25 protein-coding genes and 1 tRNA gene are annotated in these 25,634 nt (G+C 62.2%); 16 read left to right on the top strand and 10 right to left on the bottom strand.

Features of this window, described 5'->3' with window-relative positions:
- Positions 1–71: 71 nt before the first annotated feature.
- Together KNJ79_RS14785 and KNJ79_RS14780 are read right to left on the bottom strand one after the other, a co-directional pair.
- Positions 72–1,268, bottom strand: a complete 1,197-nt coding sequence (locus KNJ79_RS14785; RefSeq protein ID WP_089216014.1) for a thiolase family protein — start codon at positions 1,266–1,268, stop codon at positions 72–74.
- Positions 1,265–2,803: a class I adenylate-forming enzyme family protein gene (locus tag KNJ79_RS14780; protein WP_170935518.1), complete on the bottom strand. Its 1,539-nt coding sequence runs from the start codon at positions 2,801–2,803 to the stop codon at positions 1,265–1,267. The genes KNJ79_RS14785 and KNJ79_RS14780 overlap by 4 nt, the downstream gene beginning before the upstream one ends.
- Positions 2,804–3,187: 384 nt before the next feature.
- Between KNJ79_RS14780 and KNJ79_RS14775 the strand changes: the two genes are divergently transcribed.
- From KNJ79_RS14775 to KNJ79_RS14755, 5 genes are all read left to right on the top strand, one after another.
- A complete protein-coding gene (locus KNJ79_RS14775; RefSeq protein ID WP_089216012.1) occupies positions 3,188–4,069 on the top strand; it encodes an SMP-30/gluconolactonase/LRE family protein in 882 nt (293 codons plus the stop codon).
- Positions 4,070–4,145: 76 nt separating this feature from the next.
- Complete coding sequence (locus tag KNJ79_RS14770) at positions 4,146–6,605, top strand: TonB-dependent receptor (RefSeq protein ID WP_089216011.1); 2,460 nt, start codon at positions 4,146–4,148, stop codon at positions 6,603–6,605.
- Positions 6,593–8,320, top strand: a complete 1,728-nt coding sequence (locus KNJ79_RS14765; protein WP_245836711.1) for an arylsulfatase — start codon at positions 6,593–6,595, stop codon at positions 8,318–8,320. Before KNJ79_RS14770 ends, KNJ79_RS14765 begins: the two co-directional genes overlap by 13 nt.
- Positions 8,317–9,201 carry an SUMF1/EgtB/PvdO family nonheme iron enzyme gene (locus tag KNJ79_RS14760; protein ID WP_212541917.1) on the top strand — a complete coding sequence of 295 codons (885 nt, stop codon included), beginning with the start codon at positions 8,317–8,319 and terminating at the stop codon, positions 9,199–9,201. The genes KNJ79_RS14765 and KNJ79_RS14760 overlap by 4 nt, the downstream gene beginning before the upstream one ends.
- 1 nt (position 9,202) lies before the next feature.
- Positions 9,203–9,763 (top strand): VOC family protein, encoded by a 561-nt coding sequence (locus tag KNJ79_RS14755; protein WP_089216010.1) that lies wholly within the window; start codon positions 9,203–9,205, stop codon positions 9,761–9,763.
- Between the two features lie 433 nt (positions 9,764–10,196).
- Here KNJ79_RS14755 and KNJ79_RS14750 read toward each other — a convergent pair whose 3' ends face one another.
- Together KNJ79_RS14750 and traA are read right to left on the bottom strand one after the other, a co-directional pair.
- On the bottom strand, positions 10,197–10,940 hold the full coding sequence (locus tag KNJ79_RS14750; RefSeq protein ID WP_089216009.1) for a DUF6118 family protein: 744 nt from the start codon (positions 10,938–10,940) through the stop codon (positions 10,197–10,199).
- Between the two features lie 14 nt (positions 10,941–10,954).
- Positions 10,955–13,936, bottom strand: coding sequence for a Ti-type conjugative transfer relaxase TraA (gene traA, locus KNJ79_RS14745; protein WP_317151642.1), 2,982 nt, complete (start codon positions 13,934–13,936; stop codon positions 10,955–10,957).
- A 173-nt stretch (positions 13,937–14,109) separates the two neighbouring features.
- Between traA and KNJ79_RS14740 the strand changes: the two genes are divergently transcribed.
- From KNJ79_RS14740 to KNJ79_RS14730, 3 genes are read left to right on the top strand one after another with little or no spacing between them, the layout of a single operon-like run.
- Positions 14,110–14,415: a conjugal transfer protein TraD gene (locus KNJ79_RS14740; RefSeq protein WP_089216007.1), complete on the top strand. Its 306-nt coding sequence runs from the start codon at positions 14,110–14,112 to the stop codon at positions 14,413–14,415.
- A gap of 22 nt (positions 14,416–14,437) precedes the next feature.
- Positions 14,438–14,695, top strand: coding sequence for a conjugal transfer protein TraD (locus KNJ79_RS14735; RefSeq protein WP_089216124.1), 258 nt, complete (start codon positions 14,438–14,440; stop codon positions 14,693–14,695).
- Positions 14,692–14,859 (top strand): DUF6771 family protein, encoded by a 168-nt coding sequence (locus KNJ79_RS14730; protein WP_170935517.1) that lies wholly within the window; start codon positions 14,692–14,694, stop codon positions 14,857–14,859. Before KNJ79_RS14735 ends, KNJ79_RS14730 begins: the two co-directional genes overlap by 4 nt.
- Positions 14,860–14,862: 3 nt before the next feature.
- Here the strand turns inward: KNJ79_RS14730 and KNJ79_RS14725 are convergent, their stop codons facing one another.
- From KNJ79_RS14725 to KNJ79_RS14710, 4 genes are all read right to left on the bottom strand, one after another.
- The gene (locus KNJ79_RS14725) at positions 14,863–15,294 is read right to left on the bottom strand and encodes a MucR family transcriptional regulator (RefSeq protein ID WP_089216006.1); all 432 of its coding nucleotides are present in this window, start codon (positions 15,292–15,294) and stop codon (positions 14,863–14,865) included.
- Positions 15,295–15,369: 75 nt separating this feature from the next.
- Positions 15,370–15,876, bottom strand: a complete 507-nt coding sequence (locus KNJ79_RS14720) for an RNA polymerase sigma factor (protein ID WP_089216005.1) — start codon at positions 15,874–15,876, stop codon at positions 15,370–15,372.
- Complete coding sequence (locus KNJ79_RS14715) at positions 15,873–16,400, bottom strand: hypothetical protein (protein WP_245836710.1); 528 nt, start codon at positions 16,398–16,400, stop codon at positions 15,873–15,875. The genes KNJ79_RS14720 and KNJ79_RS14715 overlap by 4 nt, the downstream gene beginning before the upstream one ends.
- A gap of 186 nt (positions 16,401–16,586) precedes the next feature.
- Entirely contained in the window at positions 16,587–17,507 is a 921-nt protein-coding gene (locus tag KNJ79_RS14710) for a HEPN domain-containing protein (protein ID WP_089216004.1), read from the bottom strand.
- 197 nt (positions 17,508–17,704) lie between these two features.
- Here KNJ79_RS14710 and KNJ79_RS14705 point away from each other — a divergent pair, with 197 nt between their 5' ends.
- The 6 genes from KNJ79_RS14705 to KNJ79_RS14680 all read left to right on the top strand — a co-directional run bounded on the left by KNJ79_RS14705 (position 17,705) and on the right by KNJ79_RS14680 (position 23,174).
- A complete protein-coding gene (locus tag KNJ79_RS14705) occupies positions 17,705–18,346 on the top strand; it encodes a hypothetical protein (protein WP_317151641.1) in 642 nt (213 codons plus the stop codon).
- A gap of 16 nt (positions 18,347–18,362) precedes the next feature.
- Positions 18,363–19,313, top strand: coding sequence for an MvdC/MvdD family ATP grasp protein (locus tag KNJ79_RS14700; RefSeq protein ID WP_317151640.1), 951 nt, complete (start codon positions 18,363–18,365; stop codon positions 19,311–19,313).
- The gene (locus KNJ79_RS14695) at positions 19,310–20,515 is read left to right on the top strand and encodes a hypothetical protein (RefSeq protein ID WP_089216001.1); all 1,206 of its coding nucleotides are present in this window, start codon (positions 19,310–19,312) and stop codon (positions 20,513–20,515) included. Before KNJ79_RS14700 ends, KNJ79_RS14695 begins: the two co-directional genes overlap by 4 nt.
- Before the next feature lie 515 nt (positions 20,516–21,030).
- Positions 21,031–21,258, top strand: coding sequence for a helix-turn-helix transcriptional regulator (locus KNJ79_RS14690; protein WP_089216000.1), 228 nt, complete (start codon positions 21,031–21,033; stop codon positions 21,256–21,258).
- The gene (locus tag KNJ79_RS14685) at positions 21,255–21,461 is read left to right on the top strand and encodes a hypothetical protein (protein WP_089215999.1); all 207 of its coding nucleotides are present in this window, start codon (positions 21,255–21,257) and stop codon (positions 21,459–21,461) included. Before KNJ79_RS14690 ends, KNJ79_RS14685 begins: the two co-directional genes overlap by 4 nt.
- Positions 21,462–21,539: 78 nt before the next feature.
- Positions 21,540–23,174, top strand: a complete 1,635-nt coding sequence (locus tag KNJ79_RS14680; RefSeq protein ID WP_317151639.1) for a recombinase family protein — start codon at positions 21,540–21,542, stop codon at positions 23,172–23,174.
- 273 nt (positions 23,175–23,447) lie between these two features.
- Here the strand turns inward: KNJ79_RS14680 and KNJ79_RS14675 are convergent, their stop codons facing one another.
- Positions 23,448–24,065: a DNA-3-methyladenine glycosylase family protein gene (locus KNJ79_RS14675; protein ID WP_317151638.1), complete on the bottom strand. Its 618-nt coding sequence runs from the start codon at positions 24,063–24,065 to the stop codon at positions 23,448–23,450.
- A gap of 104 nt (positions 24,066–24,169) precedes the next feature.
- On the opposite strand from KNJ79_RS14675, the gene KNJ79_RS14670 reads away from it, so the two are divergent.
- Positions 24,170–24,487 carry a 2Fe-2S iron-sulfur cluster-binding protein gene (locus KNJ79_RS14670; RefSeq protein ID WP_089215015.1) on the top strand — a complete coding sequence of 106 codons (318 nt, stop codon included), beginning with the start codon at positions 24,170–24,172 and terminating at the stop codon, positions 24,485–24,487.
- A gap of 103 nt (positions 24,488–24,590) precedes the next feature.
- Here the strand turns inward: KNJ79_RS14670 and rlmB are convergent, their stop codons facing one another.
- A complete protein-coding gene (rlmB, locus tag KNJ79_RS14665) occupies positions 24,591–25,355 on the bottom strand; it encodes a 23S rRNA (guanosine(2251)-2'-O)-methyltransferase RlmB (RefSeq protein ID WP_317151637.1) in 765 nt (254 codons plus the stop codon).
- Positions 25,356–25,433: 78 nt separating this feature from the next.
- On the opposite strand from rlmB, the gene KNJ79_RS14660 reads away from it, so the two are divergent.
- Positions 25,434–25,520, top strand: a tRNA-Tyr gene (locus KNJ79_RS14660).
- Positions 25,521–25,634: the final 114 nt, after the last annotated feature.

Raw genomic sequence — 25,634 nt, 5'->3', positions numbered from 1 at the left:
CCACCGCTGCTCAATCGTGCAATTTTCATGTGCTCCCCAGTCCTCAATGATCACAGGCGAAAGATGTGCCGCTAGACGTTGACCATGATGGCCTCGCCCTGTCCGAAGCCGCCGCAGATTGCTGCAATGCCCCTGCCACCACCGCGCCGGCGCAGTTCCGCAATGGCGGTCATGACCAGCCGCGCACCGCTGGCGCCCATCGGATGGCCGATCGCGACCGCGCCGCCATTGGGGTTGGTCTTGCGGCGAAGGCGCTCGGCCGACGTCGTGTCAAATTCCGCAAGCACCAGCGTGCTGACGAGCGGTGTCGCCGCGAAGGCCTCGTTGATCTCAAGAACGTCTACGTCCGCAATGCTCAGGCGCTGCTCTTCGAGCATCTTGAGGATTGAAAGCGCCGGTGTTCGCGTGCCGGAGGTCGGCCCTTCCGCGACCGAGGTCGTCCCGACCAGTTCGGCTATGGGTTCGAGATTGTTGTTGCGCCCGGCCTCCTCATTGCCGAGCAACACGAAGGCCGCTCCATCGTTCAGGCCCGGCGCGTTGCCGGCCGTTATCGTTGAGCTGCCCCGTACAACGGGCAGTCCCGCGAGTGACTCGGCGCTGGTGTCACTGCGGGGGCTTTCGTCGGTGGTAACCGCATCCCCGGACGGGCCGCCTGTCGCCGGGCGGGCTGGGACGGCAAACCGCTCGTACGCAAAGAAGCCTTCCCGCTCCGCCTTGAAGTAACGTTCGTGACTTTGCAGGGCCCAGGCGTCCTGAGTCTCGCGATCTACTCCGGCTTTGAGCGCCTCTTCGCTCGTGTAACCCGCGATAGAGCCCTCGCCGAACGGGACATCGAGCAGCAGCGGATCCTTCAGCTCAAGGCTCCCCATCCTGTGAAACGAGCGCTCGAACAGGCGTGGAGTGCGGCTGAGCACTTCGACGCCGCCCGCGATGAAGAGTCCCGCTGCGCCCGCGGCGACCTCCGTCGCTGCCAGGGCGATTGCCGACATTCCTGAACAGCAGGCGCGGTCGACTCCCAGCGACGGCGTCGAGAAAGGAACGCGGGAGCGCAGCACGGTCTGCCTCGCAGCCGTGAGTGTTCCACCGCCCGGCATCGCAGTACCGACAACCACTCGGGTGACCGCATCAGGCGAGACGCCTGTCCGTTCCAGCAGAGTGTCTAGGGTCAACGCGCCGAGCTCGGCGGGGCTGTATCCCCCCAGGCGTCCAAGGAACCTGCCGAAAGGCGTTCGACCAACGGCGTAAATGAAAACGCCAGAGCGAATCATTGTGCAGCTTCCCGCTCCGCGAGCGCCTTCAGAGCCGATACATCGATCTTCCCGTTGGCTGTTCGTGGCAGGTCCTGCGCGAAGATCCACCGCTTGGGCGTTCGGATTCCGAGATCGCAGCGGGCCTTCCGGCGAAAGCTTTCTCGTCGTTCTTCGTCGTCAGCGGCCAGGACTACGACCGCTGCGAGTTCCTCACCCCACTCTGCGCTGGGCAAGCCGAAGACCGCGCACTGTCGAACGTCGGGAAGCTGGCAAAGGAACGACTGGACCTCGGCGGGGTACATGTTCATTCCGCCACAGATGATCATGTCCTTTCTTCGGCCGGCGAGCGAGAGATAGCCATCTGCGGTCCAGCGGGCGAGGTCACCTGTCCACAGCCATCCTTCACGAAGGACCTCCGCGGTCGCCTGCGGGTCGCGCCAGTAGCCGAGCATGATGTGGGGTGAGCGAACCGTGATCTCGCCGATTTCGTCCCCCTCGACCGGATTGCCGTCCTTGCGCCGAACCATGAGTTCGACGAAGGGATACGGCCTGCCGACCACACCATGCCGAAGCTCCACAAGCTTGCCGTTGCTGAACACAGCGTGCTCGTCGGGTGGCAAGGTTGCGCAAGTCATCATCGCCTCGGTCAACCCATAGTTCTGCGCGATGATCGGGCCGAAGCTTTCGACCGCCGCCCGCAACGTTGCGTAAGGCATGCTTTCGGCACCGTAGACGATGAGCCGAAGCGACTGCCGGGCAGCGGCGCAAAAAGCGTCAGATGCAATCAGTCGGGTCATGAGCGTCGGGACGCATTGCAGAACCGTGACTGAATGGTCTCGGATCTCGCGCGCCAGCGAATCGGGATCAGTGTTTTCCGGCAGGAAGATGGTCGAACCGGACAGCAGCAGGGGGACGACATAGGTGCCGGCAGCATGACTGAGTGGTCCGGTCAAAGCGACGACGTCACTTCGCCTGAAGTCCCTCACGGTCATCAGGTTGCGCCACACAGTCTCCCAGTTGAGGTGGCTCTGCATCACGCCTTTCGGCGCTCCAAGTGTGCCCGATGTGTAGTGAATCGAAGCAAGCGCGCCTTCATCCGCGTCAGGCCGTGCGCCCGGATCAGCATGGGCAATCGAGTTGAGGTCGAGCTGTTCGACCGGCACAGTCCGCACGCGTGTTTCGGACAACCTTGCCAGTGCTTCCTGGACCGGACCGGCCGAAGCCGAGTCGTGAAGAACCAGTTCCGCCTCGCTCGCCTTGACAACGTTAGCAAGCTCGAGAGGCGACATCCTCCAGTTCACGGGAACGCCGACCAGACCGGCGTCACGCAAGGATAGCGGGAGCAGGGCTGCGTCAATGCCGTTGTGCATGAAAACGACGATCCGCGCGCCGGGCTGCGCAAGCTGCGACAGCCGTTCCGAGAGCGCCAACATTCTGGCGAACATGCCGCCATAGGAAAGCTTGGCCCCAGGAGTGGAAATCGCATCTTTGTTGGCGAATGCGCGCGTAGCCTGCGCAAGCAGCCTCGTGATACGTGGAACGTTGCGATTCACTGACGGCAACGGTGAGGACACTTGCCCACTCCTCATGAGCTTTTAGCACACAACGTACCTGAGGCACTGCCAAGTCGATGGACAGGATATTACAATGGTCTGCATCTGCCGTCCACCGAAAAAATATTTTAAGCCACATGATATCTCTCTATTGCCTTTATATATCCCGTGGGGCATACTTGTCATGCGTCGGACTTCGGAAGGAGGGGGGGGTGATCAAGGCATGAATGTGACTGCTGCGGAAGCATCAATCGTGAAGTGCGCGACCAGTGGGCGAGCTTTCTGCGCGACGGCGAAGAAGCCGATCGGTCAAGAACGCGGCCGCGTGTTGCCAGATATGCGTGGGGAAGAAGGTGCCCGCTGGGACATCGACGGAGTACTCGAATGAGCGGGCGGGTCGAAGCCGAAGGTCCGACTCGGATTGCCCAGCCGAGACACGTTTATGCGACCGGTCTTCAGTTCGGCGAAGGCCCACGCTGGCACGATGACGCCCTCTTCGTTTCGGACATGTTTGGCAAAAGGGTGGTGCGCATCGGAGCCGACGCGACGGTTGAAACCATCATCGAAGTTCCTGGTGCGCCGTCCGGCCTCGGCTGGCTGCCTGACGGTCGGATGATCGTCGTTTCGATGACAGATTCGATGCTTCTCTCGGTCGCCGGCGGAAAGATGGATGCTTACGCGGATCTTTCGTCGATTTGCCGCGGTACGCCCAATGACATGGTGATCGATCGACATGGCCGCGCCTATGTGGGCAATGCCGGGTGCAATCTCTTCAAGGGCGTCGATCCCAAACCGACGAACCTCGTTCTGGTTGAGGATGGGAAGGCCAGCGAGGTTGCCGACGGTCTGATCTTTCCGAACGGCATGGCCATAAACGAAAACGGCGACACGCTGATCGTTGCCGAAACCTTCGCGCATCGTCTGACCGCATTTTCAATCCGGCCGGACGGTTCACTTGGGGACCGCCGCGAATTTGCTCGACTTGATGGCCGCACGCCAGACGGAATCTGCCTTGACCGCGAAGGCGCAGTGTGGGTGGCCTCAGCAGAAACTGGCGAAGTCTTGCGCGCGCGCGAGGGCGGCGAAATCGCCGTGGTGGTCGACGTCGATGGCCGCTTCGCGGCCGCATGTGTGACCGGGGGGGCTGACCGGCGCACGTTGTTCCTGGTCCTGTCGGAAACGACGCCGGAGAGATTCATGAGAGGCGAGTCATCCTGTTCGATAGAGACGATCGAAATCTCCGTAGCAGGCGCCGGGATTCCATAACTCATGAAAAGTGGGGCTGTGAAATGATTGTGGGACTCGATCGTGCGGTCAGACGAGCACCGTTGAGGGGAGAGACATGATGAAGGCATCCTTTGCCGTTTTGACGGCAGGGGTTTCCGTGCTTGCTGTCTGGAGTTCGGCGGCGATGGCGGAAACCGCGATGGTCCAGACTGGCGCAGAGCCGGCGGTTCAGCCGGTCAATCCGCCCGAAACCGAGCAGCCAAACGCACCGTCACCCGCCGCGACGTCGGCCGATGAGGTAGCGCAGGAAACCAAAGATAAAGATTTGGCTGTAGGCGACATTGTCGTGACTGCGAGGCGGAGGACGGAGCGGCTTCAGGACGTCCCCATCTCCGTCTCGGCGGTCAGCGGAAAATCACTGGACGTTTATAACATCCAAAGCGTCGAAACAGTTGCTTCCCGAGTATCCAACGTCCGCATCTCCCCGGGGCCTCTATCGGATCTGATTAACATTCGAGGAGTTGGCTCATCGCTCAATCTTGGATTCGAGCAATCAGTCGGGGTATTCGTCGATGGCGTGTATCGGCCGCGGTCGCGAGCGATCCGTGCTGCGTTGTTCGACGTCGAGCAGGTCGAAATCCTCAAAGGTCCGCAGACAACGTTCTTCGGAAACAACACCATAGCCGGCGCGATCAACATCACGACGAGAAAGCCATCGCAGTCGCTGGAGACCAACGCGACAGCGTTCTACGCTCCCAATTTCGGAGAATATAGCGTCGAAGCCGGGATCTCAGTCCCCTTGACGCCGCGCCTGGCGGTTCGTGTTGCCGGCCGAGCGAACGGCATGGATGGCTACATCAAGAACGAGTATCTCGATGACACGTCGCCGCGGACGCGGGAGAAAATCGGTCGTGTCGCGTTGGCATGGGAACCGGCGGAAAGCGTTTCCGTCGATGCGCGTGTCGACGTCGGCCGCATGCGCAACGATGGCGTCTGGTCGACTCAACTCGTCAGCTGTCCGCCACCGCCCGAGTTTCTGCCCCGGGCTGTTGTTTGCCAGCGCTACCTTGCCGCCGCCGGAGGCGATGCCGACGACGAGCTCGACGGCGTTTCGTCAACCGCGGGCTCGTTCTTCAACTACGATTATCTGGAGGCGGCGCAGACCACAACGATCGGCATCGGTCAGCACTCCTTGACCCTGACCACCGGATATTTCGAGCACGAGTATGAATTGTTGAATGATGTGCTGCCCTTTCCACCCGACCAGGGCGGTAGCGTGTTCAACACCACGCAATCCCTCCCCGACCTGATCTTAGAGGACTTCCACCTGTTCAGTCAGGAGCTGAGGTTCCAATCACCCACCGGTGGCACTCTCGAGTATATGGCTGGCCTGTACTATTACAACAGCAGCCTGGACGCGAGCACTTACCAGGGAGAGTTCTTCCTGCCCTTCGGCGCTTTCGCCCCCGGCTTTTTCACTCCAGCGGACAAGATCGCCTTCATGATCCGCAACCAGGAAAAGAATGACACCTATTCTGCCTTTGCGTCCGCAACGCTACGCCTTTTGCCGCACTCGCGACTGAATCTTGGCGGCCGCTATTCAATCGTGAAAAAGAAGGCTTCCCGAGAGACTGTTCTTGGAACCGTCGCTGACTCTCTGCCAAACCCCGACGACTTCACTCCTGGCCCGCCTGGCGGACAAGCGATCTTGTTTCCGATCGTGGGCGTGGAGCCAGGACAGTTCGACGACACTTCGCGAACCGACAAAAAATTCATGCCTGCTGTCAGCGTCGAGTACGACGTCCGCCCAAACGTGATGGCCTATGTGTCCTATGCCAAAGGATTCAAGGCCGGTGGCTTCGCCGGATACGCCGGCAAGTCGATCTTCGATCCCGAAACCGTGGATGCATTCGAAGCGGGTGTGAAATCGACAATCCTTGGCGGCAGGGGTGTCGTGAACGTCGCGGCATTTTACAGCGACTATAACGATTTGCAGGAGACAACGACGATTTTCACGGAGCTTGGAACGACCAGGCAGATCGTCGGGAACGTCGCGAAGTCGACGAGCAAGGGCGTCGAGCTGACTGCAAGGTTCACGATTGCCGACGGAATCTCGCTGGCCACGGATGTTGCGTACCTCGACGCGCGCTATAAGGATTACGAAAATGCGCCGTGCACGGCTCTGCAGTCGCTTTTCGCGAATCCCTGCACTCAGGACCTCTCAGGGAAACGCCGGGCCTTTGCTCCGGAGTGGAGCGGGAACGTAGCGTTATCCGTGGACCGGCCGCTCAATGCTGCTCTCGACTTCCGTTTCGACACCAATGTCTATTTCACGTCGTGGTACTATCAGCAGCCGATTGCCGACAAGAACCTCAGTCAGCCCGGCTATGCGAAGATCGACGCCCGGTTCGCCATTGGCCCGAGCAACCGCCGCTGGGAATTGGCGGTCGTCGGCAAGAACTTGACCGACAAGCGGACGGCGAACTGGCGCCAGAATATCGCGAGCCCGGGCAGCTTCCAGGTCCTTGAAGATCCCGGCCGCTCCGTGGGACTTCAGCTGTCGTGGCGGCAATAGAGGTGAGCGTTCGGCGGGCTCTTCTTCGTCTGCTGGTCGCTGCCGCTGCCCTTCTCGGCGGCGCGCCCAGCACGGCGGACAGGCCGCGGCAGACGACTCGCCCGCCCAACATCCTGCTGATCGTTGCCGACGATCTCGGCTTCTCCGACCTGGGCTCGTTCGGCGGTGAAATCCGCACCCCCCATCTGGACGCAATCGCTCGCCGCGGCGTTCGGCTGACAGGGTTCTACACATCGTCGACCTGTTCGCCGACACGGGCCATGCTTCTGACAGGAGTGGACAATCACAAGGTCGGCCTAGGCAGCATGGCGGAGTTGCTCACGCCGGAGCAACGCGGCGCCTTGGGTTACGAGGGATACCTCAATGAGCGCGCGGCGACACTCGCTGAACGGCTCAAGATGGCTGGCTTCGACACGATGATGACCGGCAAGTGGCATCTTGGAAGAAGGCGCGGCCAGTTTCCCAGTGACCGCGGCTTCGACCGTTCCTTTGCCCTGCTGCAGGGAGACCATAATCACTTTGGATATGACCAAGGGCCTGCTTACCGGATGGTGGGTGCAGGAAGGGATTACGTTTTGAATGGCCAACCTGCCTACTTCCCGCTGGGCGTTTACGGTGACGATTATTTTACGACGAAGCTGATCGAATTCCTTAAGCAGAGGCAGGCCCAGCGACCGTTTTTTGCCTATCTCGCCTTCACAGGTCCTCACTGGCCGCTTCAGGCTCCCGCCGAAGATATCGCCCGCTATCGCCATCACTATGACGCCGGCCCTGTCGTCGTCCAGAAGGCCAGGCTGGAACGGATGAAGCGGCTCGGCATCGTTAAGGACGACGTGGTACCTTATCCCGTGGATGCCGCGGCGTGGAACCGCATGGGTCCGCTTGAGAAATCGATCCAATTGCGAAAGATGGAAGTCTATGCCGCGATGGTGGATCGCCTCGATCAGAATGTCGGAAGGATCATTGATTATCTGAAAAGGTCGGGCCAGCTCGACAACACGATCATTATCTTTCTGTCTGACAACGGTGCGGAAGGATACCCGATCGAGCATCCATTCGATCTGCCGCAACCAGGTAAAGTCGCCGGCACGTCGATAGACAACAGCCTGGAGAGCGTCGGCACGGCGCGATCCTATACAGGAACGGGGCATCTTTGGGCGCAGGTCAGCTCGACACCATTCCGCGGAGTGAAACTGGATATGACGGAGGGCGGAATCCACACTCCGGCGATCATCGCCGGCCCGGGCGTCCGGAGCGCAAAGCTGAACGGAACGGTGACTCATGTCACCGACGTCGTTTCTACCGTGCTCGACTTAGTGCATGCTTCAGTGGAACGTGTCGTAAAGGGAAAGCCAGTCATCGCCCCCGAAGGACGATCCTGGATCGACCTGCTGGCGGGCCGTGTGTCGGAAGTCCGTTCCGAACGAGATATGGTGGGATGGGAACTGCTGTATCGGCGCGCCGTCCGCGTTGGTCGGTGGAAGGCCGTGTTCCAACCCAGCCTTATTCCGCTGTTCAAGGAACATACTCCGCTCGACCAAGTCCATTGGCAGCTATTCGACCTGAAGCATGATCCGGGCGAAATTCACGACCTTGCGGCAGAGCAGCCTCAGCGTCTTAACGCCATGCGGCGTGAGTGGGAACGCTATGCAGCACGGAACTCGGTAGTCTTACCTGGGCGCGCGTTTGCCAAAACCAGCGGAGACACACGTTGAAACTGCCATTCGCCAAGGCGTTCGCGTCTGGTTCGGCGATTGTCGTGACGGCACTTCTCGCGTCGCTGAGCAGCGGACCGGCTACCCCGCCGGTGAGTACTTGTGCCGGCAAACCCGGGCAAGTGCACGTGCCTGCGGCTGGCCCCAACGGCAGTGGGGGTTCGGCACCAGCTGGTCGTGCATTCCTTATCGATCGGACGGAGGTCACCGTTGCCCAGTTCGAGGCGTTCGTCAAAGCGACTGGTTACCGTACCCATGCCGAGCGCGTCGGCTGGTCGGCCGTCTTCCATCGCCGCTCCGATGCTGCCCGATTGACAGGAAACTGGTGGGTCGCGGTACTAGGAGCAGATTGGCGCCACCCTTTGGGCCCCGGTCAGCCAGAAGCAAGCCGATGCGAACCGGTTACCCAAGTTACTTACGACGACGCACTTGCATTCGCCAAATGGGCGGGAAGGGATCTGCCGACCGACGTCGAGTGGGAACGCGCAGCGACAGGCGGCGATTCCGCTTCCACGTCCTCGTTGAAATGGGCCTATGCTGTGGACGGAACTCCGCTGGCCAATACCTGGCAAGGACTTTTCCCGGATTTTAACACCGCCGAGGACGGATTTGCCGGCGTTGCGCCGGTCGGGTCCTTTCCGCCGAACCGCTACGGACTCTACGATATGATTGGAAACGTCTGGGAGCTGACACGCAGCGTCGCTGATGGAACCCCGGTCCTGAAGGGCGGGTCATATCTTTGTTCATTCAATGCCTGTGCAAATTTTCGGCCTTCGGCGGCGGTGCCGCAAGAAACCGAAATCGCCACTTCGCACGTTGGGTTCAGAACTGTGCGGCGTGAAAGGCTGCCCCACGGTCAATCACAACCATCAGGAGACTGAGATGACTAATGTGCAACAACCACTTCTTTCCCACCTAGGAGTTTATGTCTGGGATCTTCCGCTCATGGTTGAATTCTACCAGAATGTTTTTGGTATGATCGTCACAGACAGGGGGATTGGACGGTCGATTGGTGCCGAGCTCGTATTTCTCAGCAGTTCCCCGGAACATCATCATCAACTCGTACTTGCGACTGGCCGGCCCCGCGACACGACGTTCAGCACGATCATGCAGATCTCATTCCTGGTCCCTTCCATACAGATTCTACGCGACGTCCGTGACAGAGCAAAGAGCAATGGGGCAAAAAGCCTCTTGTGCTTGAACCACGGAACCTCGCTCTCCGTGTATGCCGACGACCCTGAAGGGAACAGGCTCGAAATCTACTACGAGACTCCCTTTTACATTCCGCAGCCTTACGGAGACCCTCTGGATCTCGACCAAAGCGACGAATCCATTCTGCAAAGGACAGAGGAGCTGTGCAGGAGCAATGCCGGCTTCATGCTTCGAGATGATTGGAAGCATCGATTCATCCGGCAGAACCTGGCGACTACAAATTTGACGTGATGGGATGGACGGCCCCTGCACCAGCGTAGCTTAGCTGTGCGATGATGGCCGTAGAGCCATCCCCCGGATCGTCGCCACCGGCGTTTGGGCGCGCACCGAAGAGGAAGCCCAGACATGGCTCCACCAATGGAATCAGCCGGACACCTTGATTTACCCTGTTCCGGCGCCGTGTTTAGCGTGAACGGGCAGACGGCAGCATGGATTTGTGGCCCTGCGGCCCTTTCGGCCCCAGCTGCCGGAAGGGTGAGCGGCTGCCGGGCCTGTCCGATCACGTCATTGCCGGCCTTGCTTCCCATGACGTGAACAGCGCGCCGGAAATAAACAAAACGGAATCAGACAAAAGGCACCCCCTGTATGTTCCGATCCATAGCCGCTGAGGCCCTATCGGCAAAGTGTGCAAACGGAACCGCGCGCGTCCAGTTCTGCCTTCGCATCACGGTAGGGGGCTTATCTGAATGGCGCAGCGCGTAGCCTTTTTTGTCCTTTTGGCCGTCGCTTGGCATTTCTCGATAACCTCCCGGTTATCGCGCAGTATCTCGGCGGCTTGATTGAGTGCGGCCCAAGCCTGCGGGCTGTCCGCCTGCATAAGCCGAGCACCTGCTTCCCATAAGGTCGGTTCGCCGATGATATGTGCCGCCATGCTTTCCGGCATGTGCCAGCTTTGCGGCAACACGCGCAACACAGTGCCGGGAAGGAACGACCATAGCAGGCACCCGGCAAGGACTCCGCCGCCGATGCTCCACCATAGATGCTCGCGTTGCTGCCCCCGCGTTCGAGCGTTACCAACGATCCGATGTAATGCCTGCACGGCTTCCGCCTGACTCTGCTGGACTTGCTGGACGCTGGCCCGGTCGGTCTCACGCGCCTTGTGCGCCGCTGCCGCGATGCGCGCGCCCATATCTTCCGGGGTCATGTCGAGTGCGGGCGCATCCTCGATAGCCTTCATCCGCTTGTGGATCGCTGCGAGGTAGGCGTTCGTCTTTTCCAGCGTCGGGTTATAGTCGGGAATCTCGATGTTCAGCCGCTCGGTCGCCATATGCTCGACGGCGCGGGCCATGAGCGCTATGCGCCCATCGAGTCCCGCCACCCGGTCGTCGAGCCGCGCGAACGCTTCCGCCGCCGTTTCCTCTCGGGGTTCCGGCTCCGGCGCATTCGACGGCAATCGTTGTTCGTCCATCTCTATTCTCCTGGCTAATGACCGATACCCATGCCGCGCCCGAGGTCGCGGACCTGATCGAAGGAAATGGAGTTCGCGAGGTCGCGCGATAGGCTGCGCCCCATGTCGCGGCTGATCTCGAGGCCGAGTTCGCGGCTGCGCCCGCCGAGCACCGATTCAAGCTGGGCATCGCGTTCGAGGCTCTTCGCCATGCCCGCCATGCTCTGCGCGACACGCTTCGCGCCGCGTAGATCGCCGTCACGCACCAGCTCTTCGCGCTGGCGCTGCAATTGCTGCCAGCCCTCGACGAAGCGGTCGGCGCGTTGGAATGGGTCGATGCGGATTTCCGCCTCAAGCTGCATTGCCCGGAGCGCGGATTGTCCGCGCCCTTCGGCTGCCTCGCGGACAAGCTCGGGCTGGCGCTCGAAGGCGGCGCCAAGATCGGTGGAGGCGTGGGGCCGGATCGCGTCCAGCGACTCCTTGGCCCGGTCGAGCGCTATGCGCTGATGAGGCATCGCCTCAAGTCCCTGCGCATGGGTTTGCTGTACGGCGTCGAGCGCCCGCGCATAGCGCGCCACCGCGCTGCGCAGCCCGCCAGCGGAAGCGGGCTGCGGGCTGCGCGCGAGCCGGTCGCTCCGTTCCGGTTGGTGCGGCCGGGGCGCTGGCCGAAAGCTCGCGAACATGTCGCGCTTGCGCTGCGTTTCGGCCTTGGGCCGGAAATTGTCGAAGATCCCGCGCGTCGTCTCGGGGATGGCCTTGACGATCTCGGCAACCCGCTCGCGGAAGCTGATGCCGCGCCGCTCGGCGAAGTCTCGCGCCGGATCACGGCGCTCGTAATCGCTCGCCATATCCTTGGCGCGCTCGCGGGACAGGGTCTGGACAAGGCGCCCGTCGTCCTTGAAGTCATCGCGGCCATAGTGCAGCGCCATGCCCTCGCGATGGCGCGACATGCCGACATAAGCGCTGTGGCAATCCATGCCGGGGGTGGCGAGAACATGGGCGCGGTCCACGGTCATGCCCTGCGCCTTGTGGATCGTGGCGGCATAGCCATGATCGAAGTCGCGATAATCTTTGGTGTCGAATGCGATGCTGCGCCCGTCATCGGTGCGCACCGCCATGCTGCTTTCGCTCATACGCTCGATCGTGCCGAGCGTGCCGTTCTTCACCTCCAGGCTACGCTCGTTGCGCAGGAACATGATGCGGTCGCCGACGGCAAAATCCCGATCGCCGCGTTCGACCTTCACGCGCACATCGTCGCCAAGATCGCCCGATGCGCGCATCGCCTCGCGTGCGGCGTCGTTAAGCTCGCGCACCTCGGCATTGGTGTGGGTCAGAATGATCCGGCTGGCATCGGGGCTCGCCCGCCGGTCGCGATCCCAGCGATTGATCAGCTCGGCTCGCGCCGTCTCGCGTGTGTCAGCAGCATGAACCATGCTGCGCCCGGCATAGGCGTCGATCGCCTCACCTGTGCGGCCGGTGGCAAGGTGCCGGGTCGCATCCTGCTGCCAGCCTTCGTGCTGGCGGCGCACCTCGGTAATCTCGATGCCGCCGTGCCATTCGTGGATCGAGCGGAACGCCGCGCCCGCCTCGATCGCCTGCAATTGCTGCGGATCGCCGACCAGCACGACCTTCGCGCCGGCGTCGGCGGCATGGGACAAAACGCGTTCCATCTGCCGCGTGCCGACCATGCCCGCCTCGTCGATGACGAGCACGTCGCGAGCGGTGAGCAAATCGCGGCCTTGCGCCCAGCCATGTTCCAAGCTCGCGATGGTGCGCGACGCGATGCCCGAGCCATTCTCCAGGCCTTCGGCGGCAATGCCCGACAGCGCCGCACCGCGCACACGGAACCCGGCATCCTCCCACGCTTCGCGCGCGACCCCGAGCATCGCGCTCTTGCCGGTTCCGGCATAGCCGATAACGACGCTGAGACCCTGCTTGTCGGTCACATGGTCGAACGCCGCGCGCTGCTCGCCCGACAGCACAAGCCCGCCCGCCTCCGCGCGCGCCAGCGCGCCCTCCCGGTCGGCATCCGACGTGCGGTGCCGATCGCGTTCCGCCATCAGCTCGCTGGCGCGCTGCAACCGTTGCTCGGTCTCGATCATCTCGCGGCTGGTGAACCGATCTTCGCCGCGTCCGTCCTGGCCAAGCGCGATCAGGTCGGGTGAGCCGCGCACTGCGCTCATTGCCGCATTGAACTGCTCCTGTCCGTCCGAATGGCGATGCACGAACATCGCCATATCGCGCTGCGTGAATGTGGCCTGCTGGTGCGTGATGGCGTCCAGAGCGATGCCCGGATTGGCGATAATCCGCTCGCCGTTCTCGCGCGCAATCTCGCGGTGGATTTCTGCGCGGTCAGCAAGCTGTCCCTCGCGCTCCATGCGCTGCGCGGGGCCGCCGATCTTGTCTTGCGGTTCAAGCGCGATGCCCTGTGCTTCCAGCGACCGGTGATCGATGCGGGCATCGATGTCGAGTTCGGCGAGCCGCGCATTGACATGGGCCTCCCAGCGTTCGCGCCACTGGCCGACATGCGCGTGCTCGTTCCATTCGCGAACCTTCGCCCCGAACCCGTCTTCGCCGACCTCGCGCATAGTGAGCATGACATGGGCATGGGGTTTGACGAGCCCGTCCGCGCCGATGTCCCAATGGACATTGAGGTCGGCGATCATGCCGCGGTCGACAAACTCGGTCTGGACGAAATCGCGGGCAAGCTCGATGCCCTGTTCCTTCGTCATCTCGCGCGGGATCGCGAACTCGACTTCGCGCGCGAGCTGCGCGTCCTTGCGTAGCTCTACCGCCTCGACTTCATTCCAGAGGGTTTCGCGATCGGAGAAGCGGTCCGGCACACCTTCGGGCAGGAGGATTTCGCTATGCTCGACACCCGAGCGGGCGCGAAAATCATGGTCGCGGTCGAGGCGCTCGTCGTGCAGGCGCTCGCCCGCGCGATAGGCGGCTGCGCCGACCGCGCTGCGGCCCGAAGTGCGCCCGATGACCTGCACGCTGAAATGGAAGATCGCCATAGCGATCGTTCAGTTACACTGCGAAGCGCACGTCGGCACGACGTATAAGCGCGCCCTTCTCGAATAAATTCTCGGACGGGACTAGGCGGTGTCAGACTGTCCCGGCGACACTACTGCGCTGGCGCCGCGCTTCTTCTATCATGGCCGCATCGTCACTCAATGGAGACTTGGTCATGCGTAAACCGCGCGATATCGATTCGGAACTGAAGGCACTCGAAGCAAAAGCAAAGGCCCTCAAGGAACGCCGCGTTCGCCAGCTTGGCGAACTCGTCATTGCAACGGGCGCCGACGCGCTCGATGCCGATATGTTCGCCGGCGCATTGCTCGGCGCCGTCGCGGCCAAGGATACAAGCGTGAAGGAGGGCTGGCGCAAGGCGGGCGCGCGCTTCTTTCAACGCTCGGCCCGCAAGCCTGCGCCGCGAGCTGGTCGCGATAACGAAGGCGCTGCGCCGGGCGATAACAATGCGCCATCGGCTTGAGGCGGCGAAGGCGCGAAGCGACATGCGCGACTGGCAGGTCAAGCGCCGCGAGCGGACGCGCAGGCTCATCGAACTCGGTGGACTCATCGTCAAAGCCGGGCTGGTCGAGCTGACCGACGATGACCGCGCGATGCTTTATGGCGCTTTCCTGTGGATGGCGAACAAGATCAGGAGCGATGGTGGCGCCGATGCTTCTGCGCTCTGGCGGCGGCGCGGCAAGCGGGCATTCGCTGCAGAGGCGTTGCCCGACGACCACCCCAATGCCATAGGCGCGCCATGACGCGGGAACTGACCGACACCATTCTCCGGGTGGTTGAGCGCGCGCCGCAATGGGTGCGGCGCGATCTCGACGCCAAAGACCCGGTCGCGCGCATTCGCGCCGAAGAATCGCTCGCAGCGATGATCGCCGATGCGCTTGATCAAAAGGCAGACGCCAAGGCCTGACGGCTATTTCGCGTGGCGCGTGACGGTCTTCTTGCGCCCGCCGCCGCGGCCTTTGGTGCCGAGCCCGATCTCTTTCGCGAGCGCGCGGCGCTTCTCGGCGTAGGCGGGCGCGACCATCGGATAGTCTTTCGGCAGATTCCATTTGGCGCGATAGTCGTCGGGCGTCATGTTGTAATGCGTCAGCAGGTAACGCCGCAGCATCTTGAGCTTCTTGCCGTCTTCGAGGCAGACGATGTAATCGGGCTTCACCGATGCGCGGATCGACACTGCCGGTTCCTGTTTAACTTCGAGCTCGTCGGCCTTGCCCAGTCCGGCGAGTGCATCGTGCACCGACTGGATGATCAGCGGCAGATCGGAAACTGCGACATTATTGTTGCTGACATGCGCCGCGACGATGTCTGCGGTCAGCGATACGAGCGCTTCGGCATCTTCCATTTTCATACTCCCTCGACCCGGCGGAATGAACCGCACTGTTGTTGGCTATCGACATGCACGCATCAGGGTTCTGCTTCAAGTATGGCGCGCGGCGACCTTTCGGCATCGCGCCAACGCGCGCTCGATGCGCTTTTCAACCGCCTTGCAGCTTATTCCGAGTTCGTCGGCAATGTCCCGGTAGGTCATGCCGCGTAGGCGGTGCATCAGGAAGATGCGCCGTGTCTTTCGCGACAGGGGGCGAAGCGCCCGCCAATAGGCGCGCCGCAGTTCCTTTCCCTCGAACCGCCGCTCCTGTTCGGGCGGCGTGGCAGCCTCTCGCTCCTCGTCCAGCGGATAGAGGATTCCGCGCCGCTTTTGCTGACGTATCCGGTTCAGCCATATGTTGCGCGCGACCGTCGCCAGATAGGCCCGGGGACATTCTAGCGTCGCGAACCTGCCGCTACCATAAAAGCGCATGAACGCTTCCTGCGTCAGATCGGCCGCCTCGTCGCGCCCGACCTTTCGCCGGAAAAAGCCATTCACCCGCGCATGTTCGGCCCGATAGAAGGCGTCGAAGGCGACCGCCGAAGCCGGCGCGGTCACGACCGCACCGCCTTCCGCTCGCGGTCATTCAGCGGTGCATCGCGCGAGGCGCGATAGAGGGTGATGCCCGCTTCAATGCGGTCGAGGATGAAGGTGTCGCGCTCGGCCTTGGCGACGCGGATGTCGGCCTTCGAATAGAGTTCGAGGCTGACAGCGCAGCGGTTGCCGAGTTCGCTGTCGATGACCTCGCGGGCGCGGGTCCAGCATTCGGCTTCCTTGAACAGCGGATGATTGACGACGATCCAGAATTCGTAATCGGAAAAGTTGATCGTCTCGTCGTCTTCATACCAAGTCTTCCGCGCATAGGGGCCGATCAGGACGATGCGGCGGATTTCGCCCGGCTGGGGCGCTTGCACGCGGGTGGGATCGAAGCAGGCGCGCAGGATGCGTGTGATCCGTTCGACCTCCTGCTGCTTGCGGCGGATCAGATGGCCGACGCGCGCCATCACGACTTCGCGCGCGTAAACGTCGTTCGCTTTGGGGGTATGCATGTTGAGCTCGCACAGCGGCGGTCCGCGCGTCATCGCGCGAATGTGCAAGCGGTGTCCGCTGCGTGCCGATCGAGCGGCGTACAGCAACTGCCCGACCCTCGGCCGGACCTGCATGATGCTGGCAGGATAATCCTCGGAGATGGCCGCCAGTCATTCCATCCCGTGCGCGGGATTATGCCAGAAGCGCGGAGTCCCGGCAAGCCGGGCGGACGACCGCGTTTATTCGCGCGCCGCCCTTTCGAGTTCGGCGATCCTGTCGGTGCAGACCTGATGGACGACGCGGCCGAGTTCTTCGACGCGCTCGCCGAGCCAGGTCAGTTCCTCTTCGCTGATCCGGTAGTGCTTGGAATAGCGGGCCTTGGTGTAGGCCTCCTTCAACTTCTGGAACATTGCACGTTCGCGGCGATTAGCTTCGGGCCAGATGCCATAGAGACGACGATCCAGCCCCTCGGCGAGCGAACGCAGGAATGCGATGTTGTGGTTGTACGGCGTGTAATAGGTCAGCGTCAGCAGTAGGCAGGCATAAAGACGCTCGGTGGTCTGGTGCATATCGAAGGCAGCGTCCTTCAAATACCCCTTGTCGATTCCAAACCGTGCAAATTCATACCGCTTCATCGCAGACGGGAATCCGTCCTCAAAATATTCTCTCGCGGTCGCCAAAGCTTGCTCCGAAGTCTTCGGTTTCGGCGTCGCCAATTCGCGGTCATCGGCCTCGTAAAGCGCGATGCCGTCCTTCGCGACCTCCATGAAGAAGACCCGGCCGTGCGCAAGCCCGTCGTTTACCTCGTGCAGCGAATGGACAATGAAGTTCACCGGCGTCCGCAGCGTCTTTTCGATTGTATAGGCGCGGATCAGCCGCTCTTCGGTTTTGGACCAATATGCGGCGCGGTCGGTCAGCTCTTTCTGGCTGACAATGACCAGTATATCATAATCGGATTTATACTGGTTGGCGGATGCCGGGGCATCGACCCAATCATCCCTCGCATAGCTGCCGAACAGGATGATCTTGAGGATGCGCGCGCCCTTGCGGCGTCCGGTCGCATTCTCGGTCGCGGCACCGAACTCGTCGAAGATGATTTCGACGATGCGCTCAAGCTCGCGCTGCTTGGCGGCGGGAAGATGATCGACGTCGGTTCGCATGGGCGCAGGAATCTTCGGGCAATGCCCGTCACTTGGCAAGAGCAGATTGCCCGGCGCTTTGCGCCGGGCAAAATGTGGAGGAACAGGTGACTCGAGGCGCTTCAGGTCGATTACAATACAATTTGAATTTGGGCGTTTTTGGACCTAGGCATAGAACAAAGGAAGGACGGCTTGCCGTCCAGTGGAGGGATTTGACGATGCTGCCAGAGCCAGGCAAAACAGCGCACGCGGCGCCGCTCCTCTTTCGACATGCAACCCCCCGCACGTCGTCGGCGGATCTTCCCGGTCACTACGATCCAGCCCGGCAGCTCTGGGTGATCGAGACCGAGGCCGGGCTCGTGCCGGTGATAGAAATGGCGGCGTCGACCGTTGTCGAGACCAACACCTCGACCCGCGTGCGCCAGGAAGGCGACGATCAAGATTACTCGAACATGACCGAACTGGCCGCGATCGCGCTCGCCGAGACGACGATCACATTGGTGCGGATGGAAGCCGACGATCAGGATGCGTCGACCGACCTTCGTAGCTTCGATGCTTTGCTCGACACCAGCACGTTGACCAAGGTCCGTCAGGAAAGTGCGGACGACGATCTGACCAGCGACGAGACACTGGGAATGCCGCGTCGCCCTCTCGACATGCTCGCCGAACTCGCAACCAAGACGGACGTGCAGCAGGAAAGCGATGATCAGATGAGCGCGGGCACGCTGGAACTCGAGACCCGGTCGTTCAACAATCAGGAGGGGATTGATGACGATTTTCCCGCCTTGCTGCTCGAACTCCAGACCAAAACCTCAGCCGATGTCGAGGGAGACGATGACGACTTTTCGATGATCCATTGATCGGATCGTCCTAGCCGTGATTCTGCTCGTCACCAACAAGCGCGACCTCACGACCGACTTCATCGTCGTCGAACTGCGGCGCCGGGGTCGCGCCTTTCATCGCCTCAACACCGAAAGCCTACCACAAGCGAAGGTCCGGTTCGATCCGCGCGCCGGGCATGGCTGGGAGATTGAGACGCCCGACCTCACCCTCCGCCTCGACGACGTCGGTGCGGCGTATTACCGTCGGCCCGGTGCACCCGAGCCAGTCGTGGCCAAGGATGAGGCCACAACCAAATACCTGACCGACGAATGGTCGGCGGTGACCAAGGCGCTGTGGAATGCGCTGGAAGGCCGGTGGCTGAGTTCGCCATTCGCGATCCTGCGCGCCGAGGATAAGCCACGTCAATTGACCCTCGCGTCGCAGCTGGGGCTGGGTGTCCCCGAGACGCTGATCTCGAACGACTTCGCGGCGGCCAGCTCGTTCGTCGCGGACGGCAACGTGATTGGCAAACCACTCCGCCATTCGCTTGTCGAACGTGGAGAGGCCGGCGAGGTGCTGTTCACCGCGCGGCTCGATCCACTCAACCCGATGGATCAGACGGCGGTGTCGCTCGCGCCGGTCATCTATCAGCGCGAGGTGCGCAAGGCCTTTGACATCCGAGCGACCGTGATCGGCGACCGCGTCTTTGCCGCGGCGATTCATTCGCAGGACCATGGTGAGACCGAGGTGGATTGGCGGTCGGGTACACGGCTCGACCTACGCCATGAGACGATCGAGCTGCCGGCCGCCATCGTCGACAAATGCCTGGCACTCACCAAACAACTCGACCTGCGCTACGGCGCGATTGACCTAATCGCCGACCAAGACGGGCAGTACTGGTTCCTTGAGATCAACCCCAATGGCCAGTGGGCCTGGATCCAGCGCCGCACCGGCTTGCCGCTCGCCGCCGCCATCGTCGATGAACTCGAAGCGATCATCCAATGATGACAGGGATCGCGGCGCGCGCCGCGCAAGCGAGGCAAGAGCTCGTCAAATGGCTTTTCGCGACCGGCCAGTTCTTCTGGCCGTGGCTCGAAGATCTGACACCCGCGCAAAAGAAGAAACTTGAGGACGATCTCACGCGCGACGAGGCGCGGATCGATGCGCTCGATTTCGGCAAGGATCCCGAGGCAGCTTTGGAAGAAGCGCGTCGCCTTGCCGACAGTGAGACGGAGCGCCGCCGCGGCACTGACCAAAAGGCCGCGACCTACCTGCCGCTGGTGGCCGCTTTGATCCCGCTCGTACTGACTTTGGTCAGCGCGTTGTGGGAGAAGAAGGCCGGCAGCGCACCGATTTGGCTCAACATGGTGTTACTCGGGCTGGCAGTCGCCTATACGGCAAGCGCGGGCCACTGGGCCTTCCGAGAGCTGAAGGTATCTGTGTCGCACGAACCGGGCCTATCCGATTTCGAGAAGGCTTGGGCGGTTCCGCACCCGAGACAAACGCTCGCGCGGCGGTTGCTGCTCCATACTCGCCGCAACAGCAAAGGGGTCAATTGGAAGGTCACCTGCATCAAGATGGCGCATGAATATTTGCTGCGCGCCTTCCTAACCTTCTCTTTGTTGCTGCTCGTAAATATCGGCTGGTATCTCGCCGGCCTGCTGATGAAGATTTGGTGGCCCGCCCACGACCAGATGCTGACGACTCCCACGCAAGCGATCGCCGCTGTTGCCGAGATCGACAATCTCGCTGCACAGCTCAAAACCAGCCCGGCCTGGATGGTGCTCGACAAGAACTGTCGGCGCCCAAAGGCCGCCCGCGCTCCGCTGATAGTCGCGTCCACAACCGTGGCGATGACGTCAAAAATTCCCGCAGTTTTGCAACCAGTCACCAATGACGCTGGCGTGGTCCAGGACATTCGCCTCGCGTGCGGAGGTACCGCGGTTGGTCGGATGCGGGTGTGGTACATTTCGAACCGGCTCACAAAGCTGCCGCGGTCTCCCGGGCTGCCGGATCCGTTGGCAGTCTCGGCGTCCGAAACCATAGTCTTCCTCAAAAAGTACTGGCCCCCAACCGACACCAAGGACGATCCGGCGAAATTTCCGCCAATACTATTCCAACAAGCTAATCTCCGCCGTGATTCTGATGGCCGACCGATCGTTCTAGTGATCACCAGAATAAGGCCGGGAGCCATCACACTCCCATAGCGAAGCCTCAACACCATTGACGCCGCTTATCAGGCGCGAGCTGAAGCACGGTCCGGCGTGAACGGGTTTGCGGCGTGATGTCAGTAATTTCCGCCGAACATTGTGCGCTGAATTCCGTCGAATGCGCTCAGACGCGCCGAAACTGTAGTTTCCGGGAGGCGCGGTTCGGCCAATCCTTGGCGCATGACCTCATGAAATGATCTTTTCGCAACCTAGGCGATCGCCGAAAGCGAAATGGTGCCGGCAATCGCTCCGCCCACTCGATTCGGCGCGCTCGCGCGGCCACAAAGGCAAGCGTCGGCTGCCCTGCGCGACACCAAATCCGTGGCTGGGACGGCATGGGAAAAAAATTGTGGCCCCGCCGTCAAACGACAGCGGACGCCAGGAAACGACAAGAGACGACACGCCACCCTGCGCAGCCTGAGACACCACGAAGAGACAGTTGTTCCCCGCGGCGGGATCACCAATTCTAGGCCCAAGGGAGCCCAGCCAACCCCAGCCGAAGGAGTAAACCCATGCCTGTGACCGAACGGATCATCCGCCTCCAGACCGTTCTCGCCCGTACCGGGCTCTCACGCTCGACGCTCTATCGCAAGATTGCCGACGGCACCTTTCCGGAGCAGGTGAAGATCAGCGTTCACGGCGCGGGATGGCACGAATCCGCGGTCAATCGTTGGATCGCAAATCCGCCTGCCTACCGCGCCGACAATGACAACCGGGACCCGGAAAATGAACCGGTATGAAAGGCGATGCGGCGCCTGGCTCGCGGTCGCTCGAAGCCGCGAACGACAATCCGTCCGTCCTCGAATCCACCGCCGTCGATGCGGCGCTAACGCGCATCGCCGAAGCCATCGGACGCCATATCGCACGGGAGCATATCGGTATCTGCAAAGCGGCGAATGACAATGAACCGATCTCGAAGAATCCGTCGGCCCCCAAGCGTTGAGGTTAGGGTAATTCCGCGCGAGACTGTCTAGTCCGGCCGGGCGGACTTCCAGTCCGCCCTTTGCAGAAGGACAATGCCATGATCCGCGCCGCGCTCTATGCCCGCTATTCGTCCGACCAACAGAATGCTGCATCGATCGCCGATCAGCTCCGTCTCTGCCGCGAGCGCGCGGAGCGTGAAGGCTGGGTGATCGCGGGGAGCTACGAAGACGCCGCCATATCGGGGGCGAGCGTGATCCTGCGACCGGGCATCCAATCGTTGCTTGCGGATGCCCAGGCGGGAAAGTTCGACATGGTGATCGCGGAAGCTCTCGACCGCGTATCGCGCGATCAGGCCGATGTCGCGACATTATACAAACATCTCCAGTTCGCGCGCGTGCCACTCGTTACCCTGGCCGAAGGCGAAATCTCCGAGCTGCATGTCGGGCTCAAGGGCACGATGAACGCGCTGTTCCTGAAAGACCTCGCCAAAAAGACCCATCGCGGGCTGCGCGGGCGGGTCGAGAAGGGTTTTTCCGCCGGGCCGAATGCCTATGGCTATCGCATCGTCCGGCGCCTCAACGGCGAGGGCGAGCTCGTGCGCGGCGAACGCGAGGTCGATCCGGCCGAAGCGCTTGTCGTCGAGCGCATCTTCCGCGAGTTCGCGAGTGGCAAAAGCCCGCGCGCCATCGCGCGCGATCTCAACGCCGATGGTATCCCCGGCCCGAAAGGCATCGCATGGCGCGATACCAGCATCCGGGGCGATGCGCGGCGCGGCACCGGCATCATCAACAACGAGCTGTACGTCGGCGTCCGCGTCTGGAACCACAAACATTATGTCAAAGACCCCGCGACGGGAAAGAGCGTCACGCGCCTGAATCCCGAATCCGAATGGATCAGGAAAGAGGTTCCCGAGCTGCGCATCGTCAGCGACGAGCTGTGGGCGGCGGTCAAGCGCCAACAGGAGGACATCGCCAGATGCTACGCGGCGGTCAAACAAGCGGCACAGGCGCGCACGCTGCATGCCAAGCGGCGCCCGGCCTATCTGCTCTCGGGACTGCTCGAATGCGGCGTCTGTGGTGGTCCTTATGCTGTCGTCGTCCAGGACCGCTACGGCTGCACCGGACATCACCGCAAGCGCACCTGCACCAATGGGCGGACAATCAAGCGCAAACTGCTCGAACGCCGTGCGCTCGCGGGCATGGTTGACCGGCTGGTGTCGCCCGACAAGATCGAGGCGGCGGTTGCCGCCTATGCCGCCCATATTAACCGCGAAAACCGCGAGCGACGTATCCAGGCGGATGCCGATGAGCGTGCGCTCGCCAAGATCGACCGTGCGGTTGCTGGCATCATGGCGGCGATCGAGGACGGGCTTTATCAGCCGTCGATGAAGGCGCGCATGGCCGAGCTTGAGCGCGAACGCAAGGAAATCACCGCGCGGCTCGCCGAAGTGCCGCCCGCCGTTCCCGACGTTCATCCCGGCATCGCCGAAATCTACAAGCGCAAGGTCGCAGCGCTCACCGATGTGCTCAGCGACCCCGACGCGCGGCTCGACGCCTCATCCGACATCCGGTCGCTCGTCGGCAAGATCGTCCTCCATCCCGGCGATAAGCGCGGCGAGATCGGCGCCACGCTCCACGGCTCGCTCATGGGCATCCTTGACTTCGCAAACGACAATCCGCAACCGGGCCAAAGCCGAGTTATAACATCGGTGCCCCCGGGTTCGCGGGAATGACAAAGAGTGAGGGACGACAACTTCCCGCCCCAAAACCGCCATCGCAAAAAAACCGCTGTCCTACATTATCCGGCTGTGCCAACCTTCATCCGGCTCTTTCATTTGGTGGATAACAGCGGTCGCTGCCCCGCTTGGGATACCGCCCCGGCGAGGCGGACGGGAGGCCTCCGGCCCCGCCATCAGGCCCGGATCGGCGGGCGCACAAGGCTGAACTTCCCTGAACTTTGGAAATATTGTGCCGCTCGTGACTCGACCGGACCCGATCCGACCCGCCTAGATTACGTCCATATTATAGCAATGCCAGCTGAAGATCGCCGCGGCGCCGCGGTGCGGGCGCCAGCCTTCGGCGAGTTCGCGGACCCGCTTTTCGCTCGGGCGCGCTTCGAGTCCGAGGATGCGGCCGACCGCTTCCTGCACCGCGAGATCGCCGGCGGGCCAGATGTCGGGGCGTCCCTCGGCAAAGAGCAGATAGATTTCAGCCGACCAGCGCCCGATGCCCTTGACCTTGGTGAGCAGCGCGATCGCCTCCTCATCGTCGGCGGGCAGCGCGGCGAAGTCGAGTTCGCCGTCGAGCACGAGCTGCGCGAGGCTCTTTGCATAGCCCTGCTTCTGCGCCGACAGGCCGCACGCGCGCAGCGCGTCGAATTCGGCGGCGGCCATCACCTCCGCCGGACACCCTGCGCCGAACGCGGCTTCGAGTTTGTTCCAGATCGAATTGGCCGCCGCGACGCTGACCTGCTGACCGACGATCGTGCGCAGCAGCGTCGTATAGCCGGGCTCGCGAATCCGCGGTTCGGGATAGCCGGCATGGCCGAGCGCGCGCGCGAAATGGGGCTCGAGCCCCGCGAGCGCGTCGATTCCCGCGTTCAGCTGTTCCTGGCTCAAGCCCATCGCATATTCCCCTTTTGTTCCGTTGTGCCATCCTTAGCAATGCTTGATTTGCGGCGCAACGCGCGACATAGCCCCTCGCGAATCAAACGATATTGGGGACAAGCATGGCCAAGCTGATTGTGGTGACGCGCGACGGGACCGAGCATGAGATCGAGGGCGACACCAGCCTGACCGTGATGGAAAATATCCGCGACGCCGGGTTCGACGAATTGCTCGCGCTGTGCGGCGGCTGCTGTTCCTGCGCGACCTGCCACGTCCATGTCGAGGCCGGCAACACGGACGCGCTTCCCGCGATGAGCGAGGACGAGAACGACCTGCTCGATTCGACCAGCGATCGTGACGAAAATTCGCGCCTGTCGTGCCAGATTCCCTTCAGCGACGCGCTCGACGGGCTGAAGGTGCGGATCGCCGAAGAGGATTGAGTCCGAAAGCGTCATTGCGAGCGAAGCGAAGCAATCCAGAGCGGTTTGCGCCACGCTGGATTGCCGCGTCGCTACGCTCCTCGCAATGACGAGGTTTTGAAGATCATCCTGCCGTCGCCACCGCGTAGAGCGCGATCGCCGCGGCATTCGAGATATTCAGGCTCTCCATGCGCGGCGAAATCGGCAGCCGCGCGAGCACGTCGCAATGCTCCATGACGTTGTGGCGCATCCCTTCGCCTTCCGACCCGAGCACCAGCGCGACCTTGCTGCCGTCGAGTGTCGCCCCCAGCGTCGTTTCGGTGTCGCCGGTCAGGCCGATGCGCCAATATTGCGCTTCGGCGATTTCCTCGAGCGCGCGCGACAGGTTGACCACGCGCACCCATGGCACGCTTTCGAGCGCGCCCGATGCCGAGCGCGCGATCACGCCGCTTTCGGGCGGGCTGTGCCGGTCCTGCGTGACGATCGCGGCGGCGTCGAAGGCCGCCGCCGAGCGCAGCACCGCGCCGATATTATGCGGATCGGTGACCTGGTCGAGGACGATCAGCGGGCGCTTGCTGCCCGCATCGACCTCTTCCTGCAAAATATCGCCGAGGAAGGGGCTGTCGAGCGGATCGACCTCGATCACCAGTCCCTGATGCGGCGCGTCGCGCGCGACGAGTCGCGCGAGGTCGGCGACGTCGGCATAGGAAATGGGAACGACGGGCGGCAGATCGAGCTGCCCCAGCGCCTCGCGCGTCCCCCAGATACGCTTGACGGTCCGATCGGGGTTGGCAAGCGCGGCGAGCACGGCGTGGCGGCCCCAGAAACGTATGCCCTGGCCGCGATTCTGCCCGCCCTGCGGACGGCGATGTCGGGAAAATTGCCTCATGCCGGCGCCTTTCCCACGACTGCCATTGACAGGCAAGCCTCGTTTCGCCATGGCACCGCTTCCCGACGCGGACCCCATGGACAGGTGGCCGAGTGGTTAAAGGCAGCAGACTGTAAATCTGCCCGGGTTTCCCGTACGCTGGTTCGAATCCAGCCCTGTCCACCACCCTCAGGTCCGAGGGCATCCCCTAGAATCCCTAGAAATGGCAGAAAACCCTGGCGTATCGTCGCACGGTTCGGCCCTCTGCGTCTCTTTCGATATCATTGCAGCGCAGTGAAA

Source organism: Sphingopyxis indica, from assembly GCF_032879645.1.
In the GTDB taxonomy this organism is placed as follows: domain Bacteria; phylum Pseudomonadota; class Alphaproteobacteria; order Sphingomonadales; family Sphingomonadaceae; genus Sphingopyxis; species Sphingopyxis indica.
This window is presented reverse-complemented; position numbering and strand designations above follow the sequence as displayed.

What these genes read in the sequence shown, in the direction of transcription:
- KNJ79_RS14785 (WP_089216014.1), bottom strand. Translation starts at nt 1,268, where the DNA reads ATGATTCGCTCTGGCGTTTTCATTTACGCCGTTGGTCGAACGCCTTTC.
- KNJ79_RS14775 (WP_089216012.1), top strand. Translation starts at nt 3,188, where the DNA reads ATGAGCGGGCGGGTCGAAGCCGAAGGTCCGACTCGGATTGCCCAGCCG.
- KNJ79_RS14770 (WP_089216011.1), top strand. Translation starts at nt 4,146, where the DNA reads ATGATGAAGGCATCCTTTGCCGTTTTGACGGCAGGGGTTTCCGTGCTT.
- KNJ79_RS14755 (WP_089216010.1), top strand. Translation starts at nt 9,203, where the DNA reads ATGACTAATGTGCAACAACCACTTCTTTCCCACCTAGGAGTTTATGTC.
- KNJ79_RS14750 (WP_089216009.1), bottom strand. Translation starts at nt 10,940, where the DNA reads ATGGACGAACAACGATTGCCGTCGAATGCGCCGGAGCCGGAACCCCGA.
- traA (WP_317151642.1), bottom strand. Translation starts at nt 13,936, where the DNA reads ATGGCGATCTTCCATTTCAGCGTGCAGGTCATCGGGCGCACTTCGGGC.
- KNJ79_RS14740 (WP_089216007.1), top strand. Translation starts at nt 14,110, where the DNA reads ATGCGTAAACCGCGCGATATCGATTCGGAACTGAAGGCACTCGAAGCA.
- KNJ79_RS14735 (WP_089216124.1), top strand. Translation starts at nt 14,438, where the DNA reads ATGCGCGACTGGCAGGTCAAGCGCCGCGAGCGGACGCGCAGGCTCATC.
- KNJ79_RS14730 (WP_170935517.1), top strand. Translation starts at nt 14,692, where the DNA reads ATGACGCGGGAACTGACCGACACCATTCTCCGGGTGGTTGAGCGCGCG.
- KNJ79_RS14725 (WP_089216006.1), bottom strand. Translation starts at nt 15,294, where the DNA reads ATGGAAGATGCCGAAGCGCTCGTATCGCTGACCGCAGACATCGTCGCG.
- KNJ79_RS14715 (WP_245836710.1), bottom strand. Translation starts at nt 16,400, where the DNA reads ATGACGCGCGGACCGCCGCTGTGCGAGCTCAACATGCATACCCCCAAA.
- KNJ79_RS14710 (WP_089216004.1), bottom strand. Translation starts at nt 17,507, where the DNA reads ATGCGAACCGACGTCGATCATCTTCCCGCCGCCAAGCAGCGCGAGCTT.
- KNJ79_RS14705 (WP_317151641.1), top strand. Translation starts at nt 17,705, where the DNA reads ATGCTGCCAGAGCCAGGCAAAACAGCGCACGCGGCGCCGCTCCTCTTT.
- KNJ79_RS14695 (WP_089216001.1), top strand. Translation starts at nt 19,310, where the DNA reads ATGATGACAGGGATCGCGGCGCGCGCCGCGCAAGCGAGGCAAGAGCTC.
- KNJ79_RS14690 (WP_089216000.1), top strand. Translation starts at nt 21,031, where the DNA reads ATGCCTGTGACCGAACGGATCATCCGCCTCCAGACCGTTCTCGCCCGT.
- KNJ79_RS14685 (WP_089215999.1), top strand. Translation starts at nt 21,255, where the DNA reads ATGAAAGGCGATGCGGCGCCTGGCTCGCGGTCGCTCGAAGCCGCGAAC.
- KNJ79_RS14680 (WP_317151639.1), top strand. Translation starts at nt 21,540, where the DNA reads ATGATCCGCGCCGCGCTCTATGCCCGCTATTCGTCCGACCAACAGAAT.
- KNJ79_RS14675 (WP_317151638.1), bottom strand. Translation starts at nt 24,065, where the DNA reads ATGGGCTTGAGCCAGGAACAGCTGAACGCGGGAATCGACGCGCTCGCG.
- KNJ79_RS14670 (WP_089215015.1), top strand. Translation starts at nt 24,170, where the DNA reads ATGGCCAAGCTGATTGTGGTGACGCGCGACGGGACCGAGCATGAGATC.
- rlmB (WP_317151637.1), bottom strand. Translation starts at nt 25,355, where the DNA reads ATGAGGCAATTTTCCCGACATCGCCGTCCGCAGGGCGGGCAGAATCGC.